Source organism: Clostridium sp. YIM B02555 (assembly GCF_022320955.1).
Classification (GTDB): Bacteria; Bacillota; Clostridia; order Clostridiales; family Clostridiaceae; genus Clostridium; species Clostridium saccharoperbutylacetonicum.
The window spans coordinates 559,182-582,919 of sequence record NZ_JAKJJY010000001.1 but is presented as its reverse complement, the minus strand read 5'-3'; the positions used below and the strand labels follow the sequence as shown (position 1 = coordinate 582,919).

25 protein-coding genes are annotated in these 23,738 nt (G+C 29.4%); 2 read left to right on the top strand and 23 right to left on the bottom strand.

The window, feature by feature from the left end:
- Positions 1–27 precede the first annotated feature (27 nt).
- Complete coding sequence (gene ylbJ, locus L3B98_RS02590; RefSeq protein WP_015391395.1) at positions 28–1,200, top strand: sporulation integral membrane protein YlbJ; 1,173 nt, start codon at positions 28–30, stop codon at positions 1,198–1,200.
- Between the two features lie 74 nt (positions 1,201–1,274).
- Here the strand turns inward: ylbJ and L3B98_RS02585 are convergent, their stop codons facing one another.
- The 6 genes from L3B98_RS02585 to L3B98_RS02560 form a co-directional block, all read right to left on the bottom strand.
- Positions 1,275–1,817, bottom strand: a complete 543-nt coding sequence (locus tag L3B98_RS02585; RefSeq protein ID WP_015391394.1) for a hypothetical protein — start codon at positions 1,815–1,817, stop codon at positions 1,275–1,277.
- Between the two features lie 11 nt (positions 1,818–1,828).
- Complete coding sequence (gene coaD / locus L3B98_RS02580) at positions 1,829–2,308, bottom strand: pantetheine-phosphate adenylyltransferase (protein ID WP_238915500.1); 480 nt, start codon at positions 2,306–2,308, stop codon at positions 1,829–1,831.
- 3 nt (positions 2,309–2,311) lie between these two features.
- Positions 2,312–2,869: a 16S rRNA (guanine(966)-N(2))-methyltransferase RsmD gene (gene rsmD, locus L3B98_RS02575; RefSeq protein WP_238915499.1), complete on the bottom strand. Its 558-nt coding sequence runs from the start codon at positions 2,867–2,869 to the stop codon at positions 2,312–2,314.
- 61 nt (positions 2,870–2,930) lie between these two features.
- Positions 2,931–4,964 carry an ATP-dependent DNA helicase RecG gene (gene recG, locus L3B98_RS02570; RefSeq protein WP_238915498.1) on the bottom strand — a complete coding sequence of 678 codons (2,034 nt, stop codon included), beginning with the start codon at positions 4,962–4,964 and terminating at the stop codon, positions 2,931–2,933.
- A gap of 195 nt (positions 4,965–5,159) precedes the next feature.
- Positions 5,160–6,806, bottom strand: a complete 1,647-nt coding sequence (locus L3B98_RS02565) for a DAK2 domain-containing protein (RefSeq protein ID WP_238915497.1) — start codon at positions 6,804–6,806, stop codon at positions 5,160–5,162.
- Between the two features lie 13 nt (positions 6,807–6,819).
- Positions 6,820–7,170, bottom strand: a complete 351-nt coding sequence (locus L3B98_RS02560; RefSeq protein WP_015391389.1) for an Asp23/Gls24 family envelope stress response protein — start codon at positions 7,168–7,170, stop codon at positions 6,820–6,822.
- 281 nt (positions 7,171–7,451) lie between these two features.
- Here L3B98_RS02560 and rpmB point away from each other — a divergent pair, with 281 nt between their 5' ends.
- A complete protein-coding gene (gene rpmB, locus L3B98_RS02555; protein WP_008424849.1) occupies positions 7,452–7,643 on the top strand; it encodes a 50S ribosomal protein L28 in 192 nt (63 codons plus the stop codon).
- Between the two features lie 432 nt (positions 7,644–8,075).
- Here rpmB and L3B98_RS02550 read toward each other — a convergent pair whose 3' ends face one another.
- From L3B98_RS02550 to L3B98_RS02470, 17 genes are all read right to left on the bottom strand, one after another.
- Positions 8,076–8,711, bottom strand: coding sequence for a thiamine diphosphokinase (locus L3B98_RS02550; RefSeq protein ID WP_015391388.1), 636 nt, complete (start codon positions 8,709–8,711; stop codon positions 8,076–8,078).
- A 2-nt stretch (positions 8,712–8,713) separates the two neighbouring features.
- Positions 8,714–9,361, bottom strand: coding sequence for a ribulose-phosphate 3-epimerase (rpe, locus tag L3B98_RS02545; protein ID WP_238915496.1), 648 nt, complete (start codon positions 9,359–9,361; stop codon positions 8,714–8,716).
- A complete protein-coding gene (gene rsgA / locus L3B98_RS02540; protein WP_015391386.1) occupies positions 9,355–10,227 on the bottom strand; it encodes a ribosome small subunit-dependent GTPase A in 873 nt (290 codons plus the stop codon). The genes rpe and rsgA overlap by 7 nt, the downstream gene beginning before the upstream one ends.
- 105 nt (positions 10,228–10,332) lie before the next feature.
- Positions 10,333–12,231, bottom strand: a complete 1,899-nt coding sequence (pknB, locus tag L3B98_RS02535; protein WP_238915495.1) for a Stk1 family PASTA domain-containing Ser/Thr kinase — start codon at positions 12,229–12,231, stop codon at positions 10,333–10,335.
- Position 12,232: 1 nt separating this feature from the next.
- Positions 12,233–12,952: a Stp1/IreP family PP2C-type Ser/Thr phosphatase gene (locus tag L3B98_RS02530; RefSeq protein WP_238915494.1), complete on the bottom strand. Its 720-nt coding sequence runs from the start codon at positions 12,950–12,952 to the stop codon at positions 12,233–12,235.
- Positions 12,946–13,998, bottom strand: a complete 1,053-nt coding sequence (gene rlmN / locus L3B98_RS02525) for a 23S rRNA (adenine(2503)-C(2))-methyltransferase RlmN (protein ID WP_238915493.1) — start codon at positions 13,996–13,998, stop codon at positions 12,946–12,948. The genes L3B98_RS02530 and rlmN overlap by 7 nt, the downstream gene beginning before the upstream one ends.
- Before the next feature lie 14 nt (positions 13,999–14,012).
- A complete protein-coding gene (gene rsmB / locus L3B98_RS02520) occupies positions 14,013–15,329 on the bottom strand; it encodes a 16S rRNA (cytosine(967)-C(5))-methyltransferase RsmB (RefSeq protein ID WP_238915492.1) in 1,317 nt (438 codons plus the stop codon).
- Positions 15,330–15,347: 18 nt separating this feature from the next.
- Positions 15,348–16,037: a zinc metallopeptidase gene (locus L3B98_RS02515; RefSeq protein WP_015391381.1), complete on the bottom strand. Its 690-nt coding sequence runs from the start codon at positions 16,035–16,037 to the stop codon at positions 15,348–15,350.
- A gap of 15 nt (positions 16,038–16,052) precedes the next feature.
- Positions 16,053–16,979, bottom strand: coding sequence for a methionyl-tRNA formyltransferase (gene fmt, locus L3B98_RS02510; RefSeq protein WP_238915491.1), 927 nt, complete (start codon positions 16,977–16,979; stop codon positions 16,053–16,055).
- Positions 16,980–17,001: 22 nt separating this feature from the next.
- Complete coding sequence (gene def, locus L3B98_RS02505) at positions 17,002–17,454, bottom strand: peptide deformylase (RefSeq protein ID WP_238915490.1); 453 nt, start codon at positions 17,452–17,454, stop codon at positions 17,002–17,004.
- A gap of 11 nt (positions 17,455–17,465) precedes the next feature.
- Positions 17,466–19,661: a primosomal protein N' gene (gene priA / locus L3B98_RS02500; RefSeq protein WP_077361113.1), complete on the bottom strand. Its 2,196-nt coding sequence runs from the start codon at positions 19,659–19,661 to the stop codon at positions 17,466–17,468.
- 44 nt (positions 19,662–19,705) lie between these two features.
- Positions 19,706–20,890 carry a bifunctional phosphopantothenoylcysteine decarboxylase/phosphopantothenate--cysteine ligase CoaBC gene (coaBC, locus tag L3B98_RS02495; RefSeq protein WP_238915489.1) on the bottom strand — a complete coding sequence of 395 codons (1,185 nt, stop codon included), beginning with the start codon at positions 20,888–20,890 and terminating at the stop codon, positions 19,706–19,708.
- 1 nt (position 20,891) lies between these two features.
- A complete protein-coding gene (gene rpoZ, locus L3B98_RS02490) occupies positions 20,892–21,110 on the bottom strand; it encodes a DNA-directed RNA polymerase subunit omega (RefSeq protein WP_015391376.1) in 219 nt (72 codons plus the stop codon).
- On the bottom strand, positions 21,091–21,729 hold the full coding sequence (gmk, locus tag L3B98_RS02485) for a guanylate kinase (protein ID WP_015391375.1): 639 nt from the start codon (positions 21,727–21,729) through the stop codon (positions 21,091–21,093). The genes rpoZ and gmk overlap by 20 nt, the downstream gene beginning before the upstream one ends.
- Entirely contained in the window at positions 21,729–22,001 is a 273-nt protein-coding gene (locus tag L3B98_RS02480; protein WP_015391374.1) for a DUF370 domain-containing protein, read from the bottom strand. Before L3B98_RS02480 ends, gmk begins: the two co-directional genes overlap by 1 nt.
- A gap of 14 nt (positions 22,002–22,015) precedes the next feature.
- Entirely contained in the window at positions 22,016–22,897 is an 882-nt protein-coding gene (locus tag L3B98_RS02475; RefSeq protein WP_238915488.1) for a YicC/YloC family endoribonuclease, read from the bottom strand.
- A 278-nt stretch (positions 22,898–23,175) separates the two neighbouring features.
- On the bottom strand, positions 23,176–23,601 hold the full coding sequence (locus L3B98_RS02470) for a hypothetical protein (protein WP_238915487.1): 426 nt from the start codon (positions 23,599–23,601) through the stop codon (positions 23,176–23,178).
- Positions 23,602–23,738: the final 137 nt, after the last annotated feature.

The window sequence follows — 23,738 nt, the reverse complement described above, 5'->3', positions numbered from 1 at the left end:
ATATATATTATTGATTGGAGTGATTTGATGATATATATTACTATCTTGTGGTTTTTAATTATAACTTTTACTATTCTTTTAATTAGACTTCTTAATGTTCAAAAAAATATTATTTTTTGTATATTTATTTCAATTTTTATTCTTCTTTTTTTAGTAAATCTAAATACTTGTATTTCTGCTGCAATTGAAGGATGCAAATTGTGGTATAAATCTGTATTACCAACCACCTTTCCTTTTTTGGTCATTTGTAATTTATTAATATATTATGATGGTATAAGCCTCTACTCTAAAATTCTTGGTCCACTAATTTGCAAGCCATTAGGGCTTTCTAAAAACTGCTCCTTTCCAATTGTTGCAAGTTTTTTATGCGGTTATCCATTAGGTGCAAAATATTGTGTTGATTTATATTCTATGAAATACATAGAAACAGATGAATACGAAAGATTATTAAATATAGCTTCTAATGCTGGTCCCATTTTTTTAATTGGATCTGTTGCTGGAACTTTACTAGGGAATATATTTTTAGGATATATTTTACTTACTGGGAATTACTTATCAGCAATACTTATAGGATTAATATTAAAGAAAAAGAAATGCGTACAAAACTCAAATTCAATAAGTAAACCTAAAACTGAAACTATTAACTTTGGTATTGCCATAAAAAATTCAGTGCAAAATGCAATAAATACTATTTTTTCTATAGGTGGATTCATTATAATTTTCTCGGTTATTATATGCCTTGTCAAAAATAACATCTATATTTGTAATATTTTCAAACACTTAGAATCTCTATTTAGTTTACCTTTAGGCACTTTATATTGCCTATTTTTAGGAAGCATTGAAATGACAAATGGCTGTAATCTTACAGCATCCCTTCCTCTTTCACTTAATCTTAAACTAGGAATTATAAGTTTTTTATGTTCGTTTTCCGGATTAGCAGTAATTGCTCAAGTTAGTTCTTTTGTAAGTGAAACAAAAATAAATTATTATAAATATATATTTTTCAAAATAGTTCAAGGTGTTATTAGCTTCTTTATCACTTATGTGCTATTTAAGTTAATTCCATCAAGCATATATGTATCCAAAATTAAAGTTAATCAATATATAAATGTTTATTCTTATTTTTATCCAATACTTATTTTAATTTTCTTAACAATCTTTCTAAAGATCATTAGTAAACTAAATCACTCAAGAAATTAAAACATAATGAAAGCGGCTGAGTAAATTCTATTCAGCCGCTTTCATTAATAAAATAAATCAAATTATTCCTGTATTTATTTTTTCATGTTACGTAATTCTTTAACATTATCTTTTATCATATCACATGTTCCAGTTAAATTTAAATCAATTTCCTTAGCTACAGATTCAAAACTATCTTGGAGACTCTTTATAAGCTTCATTTTTTGTGCTTCAATTTCTCTATCTAATTCAGTTAATATCTCATCTGAATAATCTCTAGAACCTAATCTTATAGCCTTAGCATCACGTTGTGCTGCAGATGTAATTTCTTGCGCTCTTAGCTTCGCTTCCCTTACAATGTCATGATTCTCAACATTTTGCCTCATCATAGTCATAGTTTCTTTTCTAACCGAATCATATTCTTTTTTAGCTTCATTTAAAATTCGTTCTCTCTCATTCATTACCCATTCAGCTTTTTTTAATTGCTCTGGTAAATAATTTATAATTTGGTCTATTACCTCTATAAGTTCTCGCTTATCTATCATCACTTTTCCGCTCATAGGTACTTTTGGCGAATTTTCTACCAAATCTTGCAGATACTCTAATAATTCTATAATATTTACGCTCATATTTTCCATAAAACCCCTCCTTAGCTACTCATTTTACTCATTATATCCGAGACAATTTCACTTGGAACAAGCCCTTCAATATTTCCACCAAATTTTGCTACTTGTTTAACGCACGAAGAACTAATATGTAAATTTTTAGAAGAAGACATCATACATACAGTTTCAATATTTCCATCTAATTCACTATTCATAAATGCCATTTGTAGTTCATATTCAAAATCAAAGGTTGTTCTTAACCCTTTTAAAATAACATTAGTATTACATTCCTTTAAAAAATTTACCAACAATCCATCAAAACTTCTAACTTCAACATTACTTATATTTTTTGTAACTTTTTTTATTAATTCAACTCTTTCATCAATGCTGAAAAGATAGTTTTTATCAACGTTAACTAGTACCGCCACTATAATTTTATCAAAAACCTTAGCACCTCGCTTAATTATATCAAGATGTCCATTAGTTATTGGATCAAAACTTCCTGGATATACTGCAATTTTCATTATTTATTTCTCCTCATACTTATAATAGCATACAGTTGTATTCCCATATTTTTTACTCTTAATTAGTTTTATATTTTCATAACCTTCATATATTTCTTCAATTGTATCTATTTTAGTAACTATTATTCCATCCTCTTTTAACATTTCATTTTCCTTTAGAATTTTCATAGCTTCAGGAATCATTTCTTTGCAATAAGGTGGATCTATAAATATTATATCAAATTTCTTTCCCTTATCTGCTAATTTTTTAAGTCCTGAATACGCATCAGTATTTATTGGAAAACAAAAATCTTGAAATTTAAGATTCTCAATATTTTGCTTTAATAGAGGAAAAGTTGTTGAACTTTTATCAAATAAATAAACTTCATTTGCTCCTCTGCTTGCAGCTTCTAATCCCAAACTTCCTGTTCCAGCAAAAACATCAACAACAACAGCTTCTGGTATATATGATTGAATCGAGCTAAACATAGCTTCCTTAACTCTATCTAAAGTAGGTCTTGTTTCCATTGTAGCTGGAGGTATCAATTTGTGTCCTCTTGCTTTTCCTGCAATTATTCTCATTTCTTTCTCCTTCTAAGCTATATATTTTATATATTAACATATTTACATACATTTTTTCAATTTAATTAAAACAAATATACTTACTAGTCTTTTCTAAATTCTTACTCAATTCCGTTATTATTTCAGAATTTATTCCTGATTCATTTTGTATTATACTATTTGCTTCTAATTTTGCACACCTTAAAATCTTCATATCTTCATAAAGATCAGCAAGTACAAAGCCTTCATTACCACTTTGTTTCTTTCCAAACATTTCACCTGCACCCCTTAACTCTAAATCTTTTTCCGATATTAAAAATCCATCACTTGATTCAGTCATTATCTGCATTCTTTTTTTAGTCACATTGCTCTTAGCATTTGCAATTAGTATACAATATGAAGAGTATTCACCTCTTCCAACTCTTCCCCTTAATTGATGTAATTGCGAAAGTCCAAATCTTTCAGCATTTTCCACAATCATTACAGATGCATTTGGAACATTAACTCCAACTTCAATAACAGTTGTTGAAATCAAAACATTAATTTCATTGTTTTTAAATTTCTTTATTATTTCATCTTTTTCTGATGATTTCATTTTTCCATGAAGAATCTGAACATCAAATTCTTTAAATACTCCTGTTGTAAGGTTATTATAAACAGTTTCCACTGAATTTAGCAATTCTTTTTCATCTTCATCAATAAGTGGACAAACAATATATACTTGTCTCCCGTTTTTAACCTCATCATAAGCTAAATCATATGCAATATATTTTTTACTTTCCAAATAAAATCTTGTATCTATCTTTTTCCTTCCTGGAGGTAATTCATCTATTATAGAAACATCTAAATCCGAGTAAAGATATAGCGCTAATGTTCTTGGAATTGGTGTTGCAGTCATAACTAAGCAATCTGCTCTTTTTCCCTTGTTTATAAGTTTGCTTCTTTGCTCAACTCCAAATCTATGCTGCTCATCAGTAACTATTAGCCCTAATTTTGAAAATACAACATCATCTTGGAATAATGCATGAGTTCCTATTAATAAAATAGTTTCATTACTTTTAATTCTTTCCTTAATCCTTTGCTTTTCTTTTGTTGATGTTGATCCAGTTAATAGCTCTATTGCAACATCAAAATCTTTATAAATTTTTTTAGCTTCTTCAAAATGCTGATTTGCAAGAATTTCAGTTGGAGCCATAAACGCACATTGATATCCATTTTTAATCACATTAAAAATAGCTATTAATGCAACTATAGTCTTACCACTCCCAACATCACCTTGAATTAATCTGTTCATAGAATAATTTGATTTTTGATCCCTGAGAATATCACGAATAACTTTAGTTTGAGCATTAGTAAGTGGGAATGGCAATCTTTCCTTAAAAATATTTAGCTCTTTAGCCCATTCAAAATATATACCTGTGTTATTTTTTTTAATTTTATACTTTAATAATAATAATTTCATTGAGTACGTAAATAATTCTTGAAATTTCAATCGTATTATTGCTTTATCTAAAAACTCTTTATTTTCTGGAAAATGTATACTTCTTATTGCTTCATCTAGCGAAATCAAGGAATATTTTTCCACTATGTTTTTAGGAAGATTTTCTTTTATTTTCATAACTGCTAAAATTTCATTAATTAATTTTTCAAGCAACTTGTTGCTTATATCACCCTTTAAAGGATATTTGGGAATTATTTCACTCGAAAGTGCTTCTTCACAAGTAATTGTTGGGTTCACCACTTCTAAAGTATTACCTATTCTTTTAAATTTTCCCATCAAATTATATATCTGCCCTAATTTAAAAGAATTCTTTATATATGGCTGATTAAACCACTTTCCTGCCACTTTATGATTGTTATAATTAAACTCAATAGTTGTTAAAATTTTTCTGCTTTTGGTTCTTATATCTCTCCCAAAGCTTACAACTTCGCATTTTAATATTTGCTTATCTTCACCTGTAATATTTTCAAAATCAACATTACTATCCACAAATTCATAGTCTCGTGGAAAATACAATAAAATATCTAATATATTAAAAATACCGCATTTATTCAATTTTTCCATAGACTTAGGGCCTACTCCTTTTAATACAGAAATATTACTATATATATCCAAAACTTTCTCCTCCAAAAACACTCCAAAAGATTTAACAGTAACTTTCAGATAAACACATTAATCCTCTAACATATGTATTTTATAGTAAACAAGCAAGTAAGCTTAACTTATAGTGTACCTATTAGCTAAGCTTACTTATATACAATAATATCAAAAACTTTGTTACAGTTTATTACTCTTTAACCTTATACTTATCTATTCTACTGACATTAAAAAATAATAAAGAGGCTGATTTCCTTTATAGAATTGAATATCAAATTCTTCATATTTATCTTGCAATTCATTCTCAAACTCACTAGCTTCTTCATCGCTAACTTCTTCTCCATAGTATACTGTTATAAGCTCACAATCTTCATCTAACATATCTTCTAGAACCTTACTTGCAACTTCTTTCTTATCTTTTCCTACTTCCTTTATCTTTCCTTCAACAAGCCCTAACATATTTCCTTGCTTAATATCTATTCCATCAATTTCAGTATCACGAACTGCATAGGTTACTGAACCAGTTTTAACATCTTCAATTGCGTTCTTTAAATTGTTGCAATTTTCTTCAACACTAGAATCAAAATTAAACATTGTTGCACAAGTTATTCCTTGTGGAATTGTTGTTGTAGGTATTACTCTTATATCTTTTTCTGATATTTCTGCCGCTTGATTTGCTGCCATAATTATATTTTTGTTATTTGGCATAATAAAAATATGCTCAGCATTTATTTTATTGACAGCGTCTAAAAAATCTTGTGTCGAAGGATTCATTGTCTGACCACCTTCAATAACACAATCCATTCCTAAATCTTTAAAGATATTAGAAATTCCGTCTCCCATTGCTACAGTAATGAATCCATATTCCTTTTTCTCATTTTCTACAACTTCATTTTCATCCATATTCGAATTATTTTCTTTATCCTGAGCATTCATTAAAATTTCTCTATGTTCTTCTCTCATATTATCTATTTTAATCTTTGATAATTCTCCTATAGCTACTGCTTTTGACAATACTAATCCAGGATCATTTGTATGTATATGAACTTTAATAACATCCTCGTATCCAACAACAATCATAGAATCACCAAGAGATTCTATTTGACTTTGGAACTCTTTTGCACGTTTAGCATCTCCAATTATTATAAATTCAGTACAATATCCAAATTTAATATCAATTTCTTGAGTATCTTGTGCTACAGAATTATTAGACGCACCTGGTGTTATATCTTTTATTTCTGCACTAATTCCATCTTTTAAAGCTTCAAACATACCTTGTAATATAATGTATAATCCCATCCCTCCAGAGTCAACTACTTTAGCTTTTTTTAAAGCTGGTAATAGTTCAGGAGTTCTATCTAGCATTTCCTTTGCCTTTACAGTTACTTCTTCCATAAGCCTTACTACATCATTAGCATTAGAAGCCACTGCCGCCTCAGAAGCCGCTCTGATTACAGAAAGAATGGTTCCTTCTGTTGGTCTCATAACTGCCTTATATGCCGAATTTGATCCTTCAAAAAAGCCTACAGCAAATTCTGAAACGTCCACTTCTTTTTTTCCTTCTAGCCCTTTAGAAATACCTCTAAGAATTTGAGATAAAATAACACCTGAATTACCTCTAGCTCCCATTAAAGCACCTTTAGCTAACTTTTTAGATATTTCTCCTATAGAATCCGTATCCATATTTTCTATTTCTTTAACTGCTGCTTTAAATGTCATAGACATATTAGTTCCCGTATCACCATCTGGCACAGGAAATACATTTAGTGCATTTACAAATTCACTTTGTTCTAATAATTTATTGCTAGCATTTACAACCATATTATAAAAATCACGGCCGTTAATTTTTGCATATTCCATTTAGTTTAACCTCCTAGACTCTAACCGCTTGCACATTTACTGTTATAGCCGAAACTTTTAGACCAGTATAATTTTCAACACTATAACGAACTTTTTGTATTATATTATTTGCTATTACTGAAATCTTAGTCCCATATTCCACCATAATAAACAACTCTATCTGTAATTTTTCTTCATCTGTTAATTGTATTTTTACACCTTTGCTTAAATTCTCTATTCTCATAAGTTCCCATAGACCTTCTGTGGCATTTTTGGAAACCATTCCAACTACTCCATAACATTCCATTGTAGATAATCCTACAACCTTGGCTAAAACTTCTTCTGAATAATTTATATTACCATTTTCATTTGAAAATCCAACCATCAAAATTCCTCCTAAAACTTATATCTTATTTTATATTCTATATTAGAACCATATTTTATTCAAGTATTCTGAGAATATATATATATGCTCCAATTATCAACCGTCAATTAACAACAAAAACTTCACTAACAGATTTTCTGTTTTCGCTTTTTGAGTATTCACTTTTATTTCAAAATTTAATAATATTAATAAATTATCTTGCCTATTATTTTTTACTGTGTTATAATTTACTCTGTCCTATTGAAGATGATTATCTTTGGAATATAAGGAGGTGTTTTCTAATGGCAAGAAGATGCGAAATTTGTGATAAAGGTGTTGTAGCTGGAGTTAGCTATAGCCATTCACATCGTCAATCAAAGAGAACTTGGGCTCCTAACATAAAGAAAGTAAAAGCTTTAGTTAACGGAACACCAAAAACTGTTCATGTATGTACAAGATGCCTTAGATCTGGAAAGGTTCAAAGAGCAATATAGTTCATAATAAGAAATGCAATTGTTATCCCAATTGCATTTTTTATTTTGCACATAATTATATGATTTATTCAAACCATAAATTAATATTAAAATCCCTTTATGATTTCTTGAATTAAAATGCACAATCTTATTTAGAATTTATTACAAAAAATAACAAGTCACTCTATTAGCTTCTGACCTGTTATTTTTTATAGTAAATTAAATATATCTTATGTATTTCTAATTTTTCCTTCTGAAAAATTTTATGATATTTGATAAAAATTTTGGTAATTTTATAGCAATAATTTTCATTCATCTTCCTCCAAACATTAATATATACGGCTAATAAGTTAAAAATAATTATGCCTTATTATATTAATATTCAGATTGAAGCTTAAATGTTCCTAATTTAATAAAATAATTAATACATATTAATTACTTTATTAATTGCAATTAATCAATTGAATGTAATACCAATAATTCTCCTTCATCAAAGCTGATTTCTATAGGCGTATCCATAAATTCATTACATATAGCTCTTGGATCTAATAAATTCATGTTATATCCTTCTAAATTGTATTTAGCACCTTTTATATTAAAATTTTTGACTATATCACTTAATGCATGAAAAGAAATATTTTCACCGAGCTCTCCATATAAAGTCATATTATTTTCTCCAAGATAAATTTTATTATTATCATCAATTATTTTTAATACTACACCTTTTTTCTTTGATGTCAAAAGAAGTCCTATATTTCCCAATGCATGATCCATTCTAGATCCTAATGCTCCAAATAAATATATTTCCCTTGCCCCTCTTTTAATTGCCTCATTTATCGCTATTTCAGTATCTGTATAATCTTTTTCTGGTGGAAATTGTAATATCTCTTTAACCTGTGCTTTTACATTATTTAATACTCCTCTATTGATAGAATCAAAGTCTCCTAAAAGTACGTCAGGCACAATATTATAATTATACAGGCACTCACTCCCCTTATCGGCTGCAATTATAAAGTCTACTTTTCCCAAATAACTTTTTAATAGTTTTTCTGAAGGAGGTGTACCACCACTAATAATTGCTACGTTCAAATTTATTCACCTCTTAAGACTCTTATATTATCACTAATGTCTCCTTCATTAAATACAGCCGAGCCTGCAACAATAACATTTGCACCAGCTGCAATTATTTCCTTAACATTAGTTTTATCAACACCACCATCAACTTCGATTAACAATGCCGGATTTACTTCTTTACTATATTCCTTAATTTCATTAATTTTATTTAAACAATATGGAATAAATTTTTGTCCTCCAAATCCTGGATTTACAGACATTATTAATACCATATCTAAATTTAGTATTAAATCCTTTATCAAACTTGTTGGGGTCCCAGGATTTAATGAAATCGCTGCTTTTATTCCTTTAGATTTTATATAATTAATTGTTCTATCTATATGTTTATCAGCTTCATAATGAACAGTTATTATATCAGCGCCCGCTTCAATAAAATCATCTATGTAATTTGCTGGATTATTTATCATCAAATGCACATCAAATATTTTCTTTGTTCTATTTCTTATTGATTTAATAACTGGCAATCCTAATGAGATGTTAGGTACAAATGATCCATCCATTACATCTATATGAATAAAATCTGCCCCTCCTTTATCTATTCTTTCTATATCTTCTCCTAATTTTGAAAAATCTGCTGATAATATTGACGGTGCAACTTTTACCATTTGTTCTTCTCCTCCTCTATGATTTCTTCTAGTGATTTTACATAAAATTCATATCTATATTTATTAATATCTCCATTTTCTACTGCTTCCTTAAGCACGCAGCCTGGCTCTTTATAATGAAAACATCCTCTAAATTTACACTTATCATTATACTCCGTAAATTCCGGGAAACAATATTTTAGTGAATTCTTATCCATTAAGTCTTTTATTTCTAAGGTAGAAAAACCCGGAGTATCTACAATGTAACCATCTGAAACATCAATAAGCTCGCTATGTCTAGTAGTATGTTTTCCTCTTCCAAGCTTCTCACTTACCTTACCTGTTTCCATATGTTCTTTGTTAGAAAGTTTATTAATTAATGTAGATTTCCCAGCCCCAGATGGTCCACATAATACTGTTATATTTCCTTTAATTTTTTCAACTAACCCATCTATACCTATTCCTTTTTTAGCATTAATATAAACTACCTCATATCCTATGTCGTTTATTCTTTTCTTTATTTCTTCTCTTTCTTCGTCTGATACCAAATCTATCTTATTTAAGCACACTACAACTTCAATATTATTATATTCGCATAAAATTAGAAATTTATTTAATAAATCAAAATTTATATCTGGATTTTTAACTGCAAAAACAATAAAGGCTAGGGATACATTTGCAACTGTTGGTCTCACTAGTTGAGATTTCCTTTTATGTATATCTTCTATGACACCTTTTCCTTTTTCTATTTCAATCGTAACATCATCTCCCACCATCGGCTTTATATCCTTATGTCTGAACTTGCCTCTAGCTTTACATTCAATTAATCCTTGTTCCGTCTTGATATAGTAAAAGCCCCCTATTCCTTTTATTATCTTTCCTTCCATGTCTTACCTCCATTCATTTATTTTCAATGCCCAATTATTAATTTTGGATAAATATATTATAGAAGGAGAGGTTATTTTTATCAACCTCTCCCCCTTCTGTTAAGATTATCTATTTGGACTTGTATTTTTGCCTGGCGATGTATTATTTTGATTATTAGTTTTGTCATTTCCTGATGGTGTCTGTGTATTAGAAGTGCCCGAACCCGGTGTACTACTTCCTGGCCCTGAATTAGTAGTTCCTGGAGTTGTTCCATTTTGTGTAGTACCTGGTGCATTTACAGCCGGTGGTGCTTGTTTTTGAACATAATTACCAACTGTAATAGTTACAGAAGTGCCTTGTTCTACTCTACTGTTTGGATCAATTGATTGATCTAAAACTATACCATTTTCACTTTGGTTTTGAGTTTCTTTAGTACTTGGAACAACCTTTAAGTTAGCACCCTCTAATTTACTCTTAGCATCATCTGCAGTTAAGCCTTTGACACTTGGAACCTTTGTAAGTTTAACTTCTGGACCTTTACTTACAACAACTGAAACTTTATCTCCAGATGTAACTTCCGTATCTTTTGTAGGTTTTTGACTTATAATTTGACCTTTTGGTACATCATCACTAAAATCTTCAGTTTTATCTCCAATTTTAAGTCCAAAGGCACTTAAAATCGTATTACCTTTATCAACATCATAACCTACTAAATCAGGCATTAAAGTTTTCTTTCCACCCTTACTTACAATAACTCTTATTTCACTCTTTTCTTTTACCATCGTTCCAGAATCAGGTTTCATTTGTAATATTGTTCCTTCAGGCTGATCACTAGTATCAGTTCCACCTTCTACTAAGACTAAATTCAATTTATCTAATTCTTTCTTAGCATCATCTTCTTTCATTCCAACTATATTAGGAACTTGAACTTCTTTGTTACTTGAGGTTCCTGAACTGAATATTTTAAATGCTGCAACACCTATAACTACTAATAAAAGAGCTAAAGCGACACCTATTCCAACTTTCATTATTCTTTTTTTATTTATTCCGCCTTCTTTTTCATCCTCATCTTCATAATAATAATCATCGTCATCATCATCATCTTCATACGGTCTATTTATTTTTTCATCATTTTTAGGTATTTGTTGAGTTACAGCAGACATTATTATTGTATGATCATTATCTTCCTTATCAATTTGCACATTTGGATCATCTTTTATTCTTTGCAAATCTGATATCATCTCTTTAGCAGTTTGATATCTTTTTATTGGTTCCTTTTCCATTGACTTCAAAATAAGTTGATTTAAACTTTCTGGAATTTTGGAATTAAGATTTTTAGGCGGTACTACATCTTCTTGTAAATGCTTTAAAGCTATAGTTACTGCAGTATCTGCTTGAAAAGGAAGAGTCCCAGTAACCATTTCATATAAAACTACCCCAAGGGAATATAAATCAGTTCTACAATCAATAAAAGTTCCTTTAGCTTGCTCTGGAGAAAGATAGTGAGCAGATCCCATTATAGTGCTTGTATTAGTGATAGTTTCTGTCGTTGGAGATTTTGCTATTCCAAAGTCAGTTACTTTCATGACTCCATCTTCAGTTACTAATATATTTTGTGGTTTAACATCTCTATGAATTATTTTATTTCTATGTGCACAATCTAACGCTTTAGCTATTTGTATAGCAACAGATATAGCTGTTTCATAATTCATCTTTCCCACTTGCTTTATGATATCTTTTAGGGTTTTTCCTTTAACATATTCCATTACAATATAATTAATATCATCTTGAGTTCCTACATCAAGTATATTTACTATATTGTTATCTGATAATGTTGCAATGGCAGTTGCTTCTCCCTTAAATTTTTCAACGATATCAGGGTTATTACAAAATTCTTTTTTAAGTATTTTAACCGCAACAAATCTATTTAATTTATTACATCTAGCTTTAAATACTTCAGACATTCCGCCTTCTCCAATTTTCTCCAACAACTCGTATCTGTTTCCAAGTACAATTCCATCCATACTAAATATCTCCTCCAAACAACAATACTGTTATATTATCCCTGCCACCTTTTTCATTTGCCAAGTAGACTAATTTATTAGCTATCTTTACATAATCATCCTCTTCCATGATAACTTGTAAAATTTCTTCCTTTGTCAATTCATTTGTTAAACCATCAGAACATAATAAATATAAATCATATTCTTTATTTTCTAATTCAAATATATCTACACACACACTACTACCAGTGCCTAACGCTCTAGTAATAATATTTTTTTTAGGATGCTTTTCAGCTTCCTTCTCACTTATACTGCCCATATCAACAAGTTCTTGCACTAAAGAATGATCTTTAGTTATCTTTATAATTTCATTCTTTCTTATTCCAAAACATGAGCTATCTCCAACATTAGCAATATGGACAAAATCTTTGGTTATTAATGAAGCGGTAACCGTAGTTCCCATTCCACTTAAACTTTCATTAGTGTTAGAATAATTAAATATATCTCTATTTACCTTTTCTATTGCTTCTGCAAGCAAATTGTTTATTTTACTAGAAGAATATTTTTCATCTATATAGTTAATAATTCTCTTCACAGCCATTTCACTAGCAACTTCACCAGCATTATGTCCGCCCATTCCATCTGCTACTACATATACTTTAAACTCTTCTTTTTCAAGATAAGAAGCGCAATCTTCATTTAATTTTCTTTTTAGTCCAACGTCACTAACTAAGCCTACCATTTCTTACTCCCCTCTAGTTCTTGGGTTTCCATGTAACTTCTTCTAAGTTGTCCACATGCTGCATTTATGTCGCTTCCCATCTCGCGCCTTGTGGTAACTTCTATCCCATAATTTTTAAGTATCTCTGAAAAATCATCAATACACTTTTTAGAAGATCTTCTAAAGTCATTTTCTTTTATTTCATTTACAGGTATTAAATTCACATGACATAGCATTCCTTTTAACAAATTACCCAATGCTCTTGCATCTTCTTTTCCATCATTTACGCCTTTTACTAAAGCATATTCAAAAGTAATTCTTCTATTAGTCTTGTCAATATAATACTTACAAGCTTCTAATATTTCTTTTATACTATATTTATTAGCAATAGGCATAATTTCTTTTCTTTTTTCATCACTAAATGCATGTAATGAAATTGCTAAAGTTATACTAAAATCCTTATCTGCCAGCTCATATATTTTAGGAACAATTCCACAAGTTGATAGCGTTATATGTCTTTGCCCGATATTCAAACCATATTCTGCTGATACAACTTCCAAAAATTTTATTACATTATCATAATTATCTAAAGGTTCTCCACTTCCCATCAAAACTATATTCGATATTCTATCTTTAATAAAATTTTGAACCGTAAGAACCTGTGATAAAATTTCACCTGTTGTCAAATTTCTAACTTTTCCTTCGATTGTAGATGCACAAAATTTACACCCCATTGCACAACCAACTTGCGTTGATATGCATATAGAATTCCCATGTTTATACCTCATAAGCACAGACTCTATTAAGTTTCCATCCTCAAAGCCTAATAAAAACTTTTCAGTCCCATCAATTTCGGATTTATATACTTCTATTACTTTCGGCAAATCAATATTGAAGTTTTCTTTCAACTTTGATACTAATGGCTTTGATATATTTTTCATACCCTCAAATTCATTAACCCCTTTATAAATCCAAGAAAATACTTGCTGGGCTCTAAATGCACTTTCGCCATTTTCTTTCATCCAAACTTTAAGTTCTTCTAAAGTATAATTCAATAAATTATTCATCTATCCACCTACTATTAGATTTTTTCTAATTTAGCCACAAAAAATCCATCCATATTTTCATTAGGTATAATTGTTAAAGAACCATTTCTATTATAAACTAAATTATTTTGATTCCCTATAAAAATTTTCTTTATATTACAATCCTTATGCTTATCAATAAACCACTCAATATTTTCTTCATTTTCTTCCTTATTTAAGGTACAAGTAGAATATATCATTATTCCGCCCTTTTTCAAATATTGCCAAGCATTTTCCATTATATCCCTTTGTATTGGTATAAGTTCTCTTAAATCAGATCTAGTTTTATTCCATTTTATTTCAGGTTTCTTTCTTATTATCCCAATTCCAGAACATGGAACATCAATTAATATTCTATCACTAGATGATACTAGTTCTGGATTTAATTTAGTAGCATCATTTACATTAACTTCAGCATTTGTGATCCCTAATCTTTCACAATTTTCTTTTATTAATCCAAGTTTAGATTCATGTATATCAAAAGCTAATACTTTTCCAGTGTTTTGAAGTATTTCAGCAATGTGAGTTGTTTTTCCTCCAGGTGCACTACATAAATCTATAACTGTAATATTTTCTTCAAGCTCTAATAAAGGTGCTATAATCATTGCACTTTCATCTTGAACTGTAATTTTCCCTTCGTTGAATAAAGGATTATTTTCTATTGACTTACCACCTTTTATGCAAATAGCTTCTGGACAAACTGCCCCTTCTTCAACATCATATTCAAGTGCTTCTAATTCTTCAAAAACTTCATCATAATCTGCTTTTAATTCATTTACCCTAACACTAACTTGTGGGATTGTATTTAATCCTGACATTATTTTCTTTGATAATGCTTCACCATATTGCTTTATTAAAAGTCTTATCATCCATGGCTCAAAAGAAAATTTATATGCATACTCATCAATTTTATTTCCAGGCACTTCAATATCATCTGGATTTTTTGTAAAATTTCTTAGTATTCCATTCACTAACTTTGAATCATTTTCTGATATTTCTTTTGCTTCTTCAACAGCTTCATTACAAGCTGCATAACTTGGTATCTTATCTAAAAAATTCATTTGATATATTGCTACTCTTAAAATATTTAAGATATTTCTATCCATCAACTTTATATCTTTTACAAAATTAGATATTATTATATCTAGTGTTTTCTTTCTTCTTAAAACTCCATATACTATTTCAGTCAATAGCGCTTTGTCTTTATCATTTAATTCTACTTCATTTAATTCTTTTGATAGTACAATATTAGAATATGCTCCTTCATTTAAGACTCTACCTAATATTTTTACTGCTAATTTTCTACAATTCATAATCTACCTCTTTTTTTTTTAATCATCTCTATTACTTAATGCAATAAGTCTTACTAATTGTGATATTGCCATCAATGTAGCTGCTACATAAGTCATAGCTGCTGCATCTAAAACTTTTTGTGCATTTTTATTTTCTTCGGCATATAATATTCCTCTTGATTTTAATATATCTAAAGCTCTTGTAGAAGCATTAAATTCAACTGGCAAGGTTATTATCTGAAACACTACTACACCTAAAAACAGAATTATCCCTAATGTAGTTAATCCCTTAAATCCCAAAAATAAACCAGCTATAAATAATATCCACGATAAACTAGAACCAATATTTACAGCGGGGACTATGCTATTTCTAATAACAAGTGGTGCATATTTCTCCTTATGTTGAAGTGCATGCCCAACTTCGTGTGCTGCTATTCCAGCTGAAGAAATTGTTTCACCAAAATAAACATCTGGAGATAATCTTAACACCTTATTAGATGGATCATAATGATCTCCAAGTTTTGAATTTATGACTTCTATTCTTACATCATATAATCCTGCGTCATCTAACATCATTCGTGCAACCTGCTGCCCAGTATAGCCATTAACTGTTCTTACTTCATTATATTTACTATACGTGCTATTTATTTTTGTTTGTGCCCAAAATGAAATTATTATAGCTGGAAGTAATAGTAGCATTGTTGAATCAAAAAATGGATAAAAAGGCATTTAGACATCCCTCCATTATTTTAAAATAATATTTTTTTCAATTTCATGCCCATTTATATATTGTTCAATAGTAAGTGGTTTTCCATTCGGAAATTGTACCTTTTTTATAATCAGAACGCCTTCCTTACACGAAACCTTTAAGCCCTTCTTACTTACATCAATTATAGTTCCAGGTTCCTTTGAACTTTCTTCATCACTTACTTCTGTTTCATAAATTTTCATTCTATCTTCTTTATAGCTAGTATACGCAATAGGCCAAGGATTTAACCCTCTAACCAAGTTATGTATCTCACTTGCTTGTTTACACCAATTAATATTTGCAATATTTTTATCAAGTGGCTTTGCATAAAAAGTTTCATCACCCTGTTTTTTCAAAGTCACGCTTCCATTTGCAATTCCTTCTATACTTTTAACTAAAAGATCTGCACCTCTTACCTTTAATATATCATATAATTCTCCTGCAGTCATATTATTAGTAATTTCAACTTCATCTTTAAGAATCATGTCTCCTGTATCTATCCCTGCATCCATAAGTATAGTAGTATTACCTGATACTTTTTCACCATTTATTACTGACCACTGTATTGGCGCAGATCCTCTATACATTGGTAATAGTGATCCATGAAGATTAACACATCCAAATTTCGGTATACCCAGTACCTCTTTAGTCAAAATTTGACCAAAAGCTACTACTATAATAAAATCTGGTTGTAAGTCCTTTAGTTTCTGAATTAATTCTGCATCATTCTTTAATTTTAAAGGTTGATACACTGGTATCCCATGCTTTAATGCTTCTTCCTTAACTTCTGAGCATGCCATTTTCTTTCCTCTTCCTTTAGGCTTATCAGGTTGAGTAAAAACTGCTGAAACTTCATATGTATTAATTAATTTACTTAATGAAGGAACTGCAAAATCTGGAGTACCCATAAATACTATATTCATTCTATGTTGCCTCCTAGCAAATTTATTTTTGAGAAGGTGAGTTCACTCTATCAATGAAGAGCGTTCCATTTAAATGATCATATTCATGTAGAATAGCCCTTGCAAGTAGCTCTTCTGCTTCTATCTCAAATTCTTCACCTTTTTCATTTAAAGCTCTAGCTTTAACAAAGTTAGGTCTAGTTACTTCTTCTGTTTTACCTGGTAAACTAAGACATCCTTCTTCATCTGTTTGTGTTCCACTTGTTTCAAGTATTTCAGGATTAATGAATACTAATGCACCTTCTCCAATATCTACAACAAATAATCTTTTCAATATGCCAACTTGTGGAGCTGCAAGACCAACTCCATCAGCTTCATACATTGTTTCTTTCATATCTTCAATTAGTGTCAATAATCTATCATCTATTTTATCTATTTCTCTACATTTCTTTCTTAAAACGTCATCTCCATATTTTCTTATATTTCTTAATGCCATTTGTATTCCCCCTATGTCATATTATTAGGATTAACATCTATACTAACCCTTATTTCATTATATACACTCTTATTTAATATATAAAGCATATCTTTTACTTTTTCTCCAAACTCATCATTAAAAATTCCTTTAATTATTATCTGCCATCTATAATTTTCTTTTATCTTCGTAATAATACAAGGAACTGGACCTAACATTGTTAAATCCTCTGATACTATTTTTTTCAAGTTATCAGCTAAAATATACATAAAGTTTTTTAATTTTTCTTCTGATTTCGAATTACAATTAATTAATAATATTTTACCAAAAGGTGGATTACCCATCAACCTTCTAAGTTTTATTTCTTCATCAAATAACGATTTATAGTCTTCTTCCATAGCATAATTCAAACTATAGTGGTTTGGGGTATAACTTTGAACAATTACTTTTCCTTCGTCTTCTCCTCTTCCTGCCCTACCTGCTACTTGAGTTATTATTTGATACGTTCTTTCAGCAGCTCTATAATCAGGTAAATTTAAAGACATATCAGCAGCTAAAACTCCTACTAATGTAACATTTTTAAAGTCTAGTCCTTTTGATACCATTTGAGTACCAATCAAAATATCTGCTTCACCATTTTTAAAGGAATTGTAGATAGATTCATGTGCATTCTTAAACCTAGTCGTATCAACATCCATTCTTAAAATTCTTGCTTTAGGAAAAAATTTCTTTACTTCTAATTCAACTCTTTCTGTTCCTGCTCCAAAAAATTTCACATATTTACTATTGCATTTGGGACAAACCTTCTGTACTTGTTCAGCCCTCCCACAATAATGGCATATTAAATAACCATTCTTATGATATGTCATTGAAACATCACATTCTGGGCACTTAAATACATACCCACAGCTTCTACATGAAATAAAAGTCGAATACCCTCTCCTATTTAAAAATAAAATAGCCTGTTTTTTATTCTTTAAGGTTTCATCAAGTTCATTCAATAATGCCTTACTAAATAAAGAAAGATTTTTATTCTTAAGTTCTTCTCTCATATCTACTATTTTCATAAATGGCATTCTTTTCCCATTTACTCTTTTATTCATATGAATTAATTCATATTCTCCATTAATAGCCCTGTAGTAGCTTTCAATATTCGGAGTAGCTGAACCTAATACCAACTTACATTTTTTTAATTCACATATGAATTCACTTACTTCTCTAGCGTGATACTTGGGATTATGTTCTGATTTATATGTATTTTCATGTTCTTCATCAATTATTATAAGTCCAAGATCTTGAAATGGCAAAAACAAAGCACTTCTTGCACCAATAGCTAATTTAGCTTTTCCTTCTTTAATTCTATACCACTCATCAAATCGTTCACCATCACTTAATCTACTATGAAACAATGCTACATTTTCTCCAAAACGTCCTTTAAATCTTTCAATCATTTGAGGCGTTAATGAAATTTCTGGAACTAAAACTACTGCACTCTTACCTTCGTTTAACATTTCCTCAACCAATCTCATATATACTTCTGTCTTTCCCGATCCTGTAACACCTTTAATAAGATATTTTAAATTTGTTCCACTTAAAATCTTACTTAGGCAGTCACTTTGCTCTTCAGTTAATTTTTTACTGCTATCAGTTCCATATTGGCGAACGTTATATCTAAAGACCACTTGCTCTTCAACTCTAAAAATATTCTTTTCTATGAGTTTATTTAAAGAGTATAAGGAAAATTGTTTATTGCTTGTAATTTCAGCTTTAGAAAAAATCCCATCGTTATCAAGTATAAAATTATATAAATTTATATAATTTTCTTTATTTAATTCTTGATCATCTATTTCTTTATTAATATATATAACCTTTTTCGTTTTTTCCTTTGACCCTTTCATAATTCCAACAGGAATCATAAGACGAATTGCATCAATGTATCTACAAAGATATTTTTTTCTCATAAATTTAATTATTTCTATATCATTTTTAGTTAACATAGCTTCCTTATCACATAAAGTTAAAATTTCTTTTACTTTGTAATCAAATTTAATTGAAGTATCTCTTAATACAGAAAAAACAAATCCTTCTATAGGTTTGTTTTTAGGCCCAAAAGGAAGCTTAACTCTAAAACCTATATCAATTCTTTCTTGAAATTCATAAGGTATTTTATATGTAAATAACTTATCTATATCTAATGCATCACTATTAATAATTATTTCAGCATACATAATCTTTACTTACCACCTTATTTCAACAAAAAAAGCGCAAAAATTTAGCGCTTCTCAAGTATAATATCAAATAAATTACTTGCAATCTTTTCTTTGCTCATCTTATCTAAATATATTTCATTACCTTCTTTAGATAAGATTATTACTCTATTATCTTCTGATGCGAATCCTGTATCACTTGCTGTTATATCATTAGCTACAATATAATCTAATTTCTTCTTATGAAGTTTAGTCATAGCATTAGCTTTTAAATTTTCACTTTCAGCAGCGAATCCAACTAAAATTTGCTTTTCTTTTCTATTTCCAAGTTCCATTAGAATATCATTATCTCTTATTAAATCAAATGATAAACCTCCGTCACCTTTTTTAATCTTTTGTGTACTATAGGCTTTTGGCTTAAAATCAGCAACTGCTGCTGACTTTACTATTATATCCGATGAATCAAATAATTTTAATACCTCATTCTTCATCTCTTCATTGGTAGAAATTTTTATTACATTAATATTTTTAGGAGCTTCTAATGAAGTAGGTCCAGTCACCAATGTAACATTAGCACCTCTGTCCCTTGCTTCTTTAGCTATCGCATATCCCATTTTTCCTGTAGATCTATTAGTAATATACCTAACTGGATCTATTGGAGCTATAGTTGGCCCTGCTGTCACTAAAACATTCTTTCCTACTAAGTCCTTCTTCTCATGCAATTCCATTAAAACTCTATCTACTATAACCTTAGGATCTTCAAATTTTCCTGCTCCAGTTGTTCCACATGCCATTCTACCTTCAATTGGATCAATAAATTCATATCCAAAGGATTTTAACTTTTTAATGTTATCTTGAACTATAGGATTTTCATACATATTTGTATTCATAGCTGGTGCAAAAATAACCTTTGCTTTTGTCGCCATTATTGTAGTAGACAACATATCATCAGCTATCCCATTAGCCACTTTTCCAATAATGTTAGCAGTAGCAGGTGCTACTAATAGCACATCTGCCTTTGTTGCTAAACTTATATGTTGTATTTCCCAAGCTTTCGGTTCTGAAAACATATCACAAGTAACCATATTTTGGCTCAATGACTGAAAAGAAAGTGGAGTAACAAATTCAGTAGCACTTTCAGTCATAATTACATCAACATTTATATTTTTCTTCACAAGTAAACTTACAATTTCTAATGCTTTATATACTGCAATTCCTCCACTAACACCAAGCACTAAATTCTTTTTCATTTTACTTATTACCTTCTTTAACTATTTCATATTCAATTGCATCTTGATCCACTTCATTGATTGCAATTGTTAAAGGCTTATGTGATTTAGTAGAAATCTGAGGATCAGACCCCTCTATTATTTGTCTTGCTCTTTTTGATGTTAAAATTACTAAAGAATATCTATCATGTACCTTTTCTAATAAATCTACCACTGATGGATTAATCATAGAGTTGTTCATGAATTTCGCCCTCCTTTGAATCTAATATATTATCCTTTATTCTATCTACTCTGCATTTTTCTGCAGCTATTATAGCTTCAAGCTTTTCAACTGCTAGTTCTACTTCATCATTTACTACAGCATAATTATACTTTGATACAAAATTTATTTCTTTATATGCTGATTTAAATCTCTTCATTAGTGACTCTTGAGTTTCGCTTCCTCTATTTATAATCCTTTGCTTTAGTTCTTCCATAGATGGTGGAAGTATAAATACGAAAACTCCCTCTTGAGTATTTTCTTTAACTTTCAATGCCCCTTGAATATCTATTTCTAAAATTACATCTTTTCCACTTTCCAAAACTTCTTCAACATTAGATTTTGGTGTACCATAGTAGTTATCATAAACTTCTGCATATTCAAGAAAATCATTGCTTTTTATTTTATCTTTAAATTCTTCTTTAGACATAAAATAGTAATTAACGCCTTCTACTTCACCTTTTCTAGGAGAACGTGTCGTTGCAGATACAGATAATACAACATCTTCATTTCTTTCCATGAAACTCTTACAGATTGTTCCTTTCCCTGCACCTGATGGTCCTGATATGATTATTAATAGTCCTCTCCTCTTGTTATCCATTAATCATCATCCTCTTCAACTGCCACATCATCTTTTGATGATAATCTATGAGCAACTGTTTCAGGTTGAACTGCTGATAATATTACATGGTCACTGTCAGTTATTATAACTGCTCTAGTTCTTCTTCCATATGTAGCATCTATCAGCATACCTCTATCTCTTGCTTCTTGAATAATTCTTTTAATAGGTGCTGATTCCGGACTCACAATTGCAACTAATCTATTAGCTGAAACGATGTTTCCAAAACCTATGTTTATTAACTTAATTCCCATTTTTTGCCTCCTTATTATTCAATATTTTGAACTTGTTCTCTTATTTTTTCTATTATATTTTTCACTTCTATTATTTTATTAGTCATACTAATATCTGTTGATTTAGATGCTATAGTATTAGCCTCTCTATTCATTTCTTGAATTATAAAGTCTAATTTCCGTCCAACAGATTCATTTAAATCTAAAGTACTTTTCATTTGACTCAAATGACTTCTAAGTCTAGTTATTTCTTCATCAATAGCTGCTTTATCAGCTAATACTGCAACTTCTAATGCTATTCTACTTTCATCCAAATCTACTCCAGACAATAATTCGTCTAGTCTCTCTTCAAGTTTTTTCTTATAAGCTTTAGGCACATTATCTGCTACTTTTTCAATTTCTTCAACAAGACCCTCTATTGTATTTACTTTTAATAAAATATCATCTTTTAATTTTTCACCTTCTCTTATTCTCATTTCTTCCATCAAGTTAAGAGCTGATTCAATTAATGGAGATATTTTATTGAAAATAATATCTAAATCTTCCTGTGGTTCTTCCAAAGTAATAACATCTGGAAATTTAGCTATCTTAGACACTGATATATCATCTATAATATTCAGTTCATTTTGAATTTGTCTCAAACACTCATAGTACTCTTTTGCCAAATTCATATTTAAATTTATTTTTCCAGTCCCGTTACCATAATTTTTATAATTAATAAAAACATCAACTTTTCCTCTGTTTAGTCTTTTACTAATTATATTTCTTATTTTTTCTTCTAATGACAGCATATTTCTTGGCATTCTAATATTTATATCCAAATATCTATGATTAACACTTTTCATTTCTATTGAAAAACATGAATTTAATTCGTCCTCGTTTTGTGCTCTTCCAAAGCTAGTCATACTTTTTATCAAATTTACACCCCCTTATCATGTAAAGTAATTATCCAACGTGATTATAATGATAATCAAATAAACTTTCAATGTCAATATTTTGTTCACACTTTGTTAACATTTAATTTTACTTTGAAATTTTATGCAAAAAAAACATAACAATTATTAATTAATTGTTATGCAATAATTAAATTAAATAATTATTTTTTGGCAGGTCGGCGTATCCTGCATCTCTGATTACTAATATTAGCGCATGAGGAGCCTTTTCTCACCTCAAAAAATAATTTCTTTATACTATATTACAATATTTTTTCTTTTAATTCAACTTCTTCAACTTTTATTAATCTTCCTCTATATATTCTAGCGTTCATCTTGGACAATGTTATTGGATACAAAGTTGCAATATAAATATATTTATCTTCTAGATCAATTTCTAATCCCAAAAGCAATATAATATTATCAACCTTTTTTATTAATTCAAGAGAGCCACCATTTCCTCTCTTATTATCTAACCCGACATATTCAGGATCCTTAATCACCTTTTCAATAATATCTATTATATTATCTTTCATTTTTTTGGCGAATTGCTTACCATGTCTTTTTTTTATATGGTTTATAACACCTGGAGAGGCATAAACAATTCTAGGTAAATCAAGCTCTAAGAGCTCACTTATAGAGGTTCCTATCTTCCCAACTTTCTTATAAGCTTTGTACTCTCTCTTCATAATACCCCTCATTTATATCCTTTCTTTATATTATATCCCACTTTTATGTATTTTTCTACTTAATTAAGATAAATAATATCAATAAAAAAGTGTTGATTATATAGAAAAAATATGTAGTGATTATTAATTAAATTTTA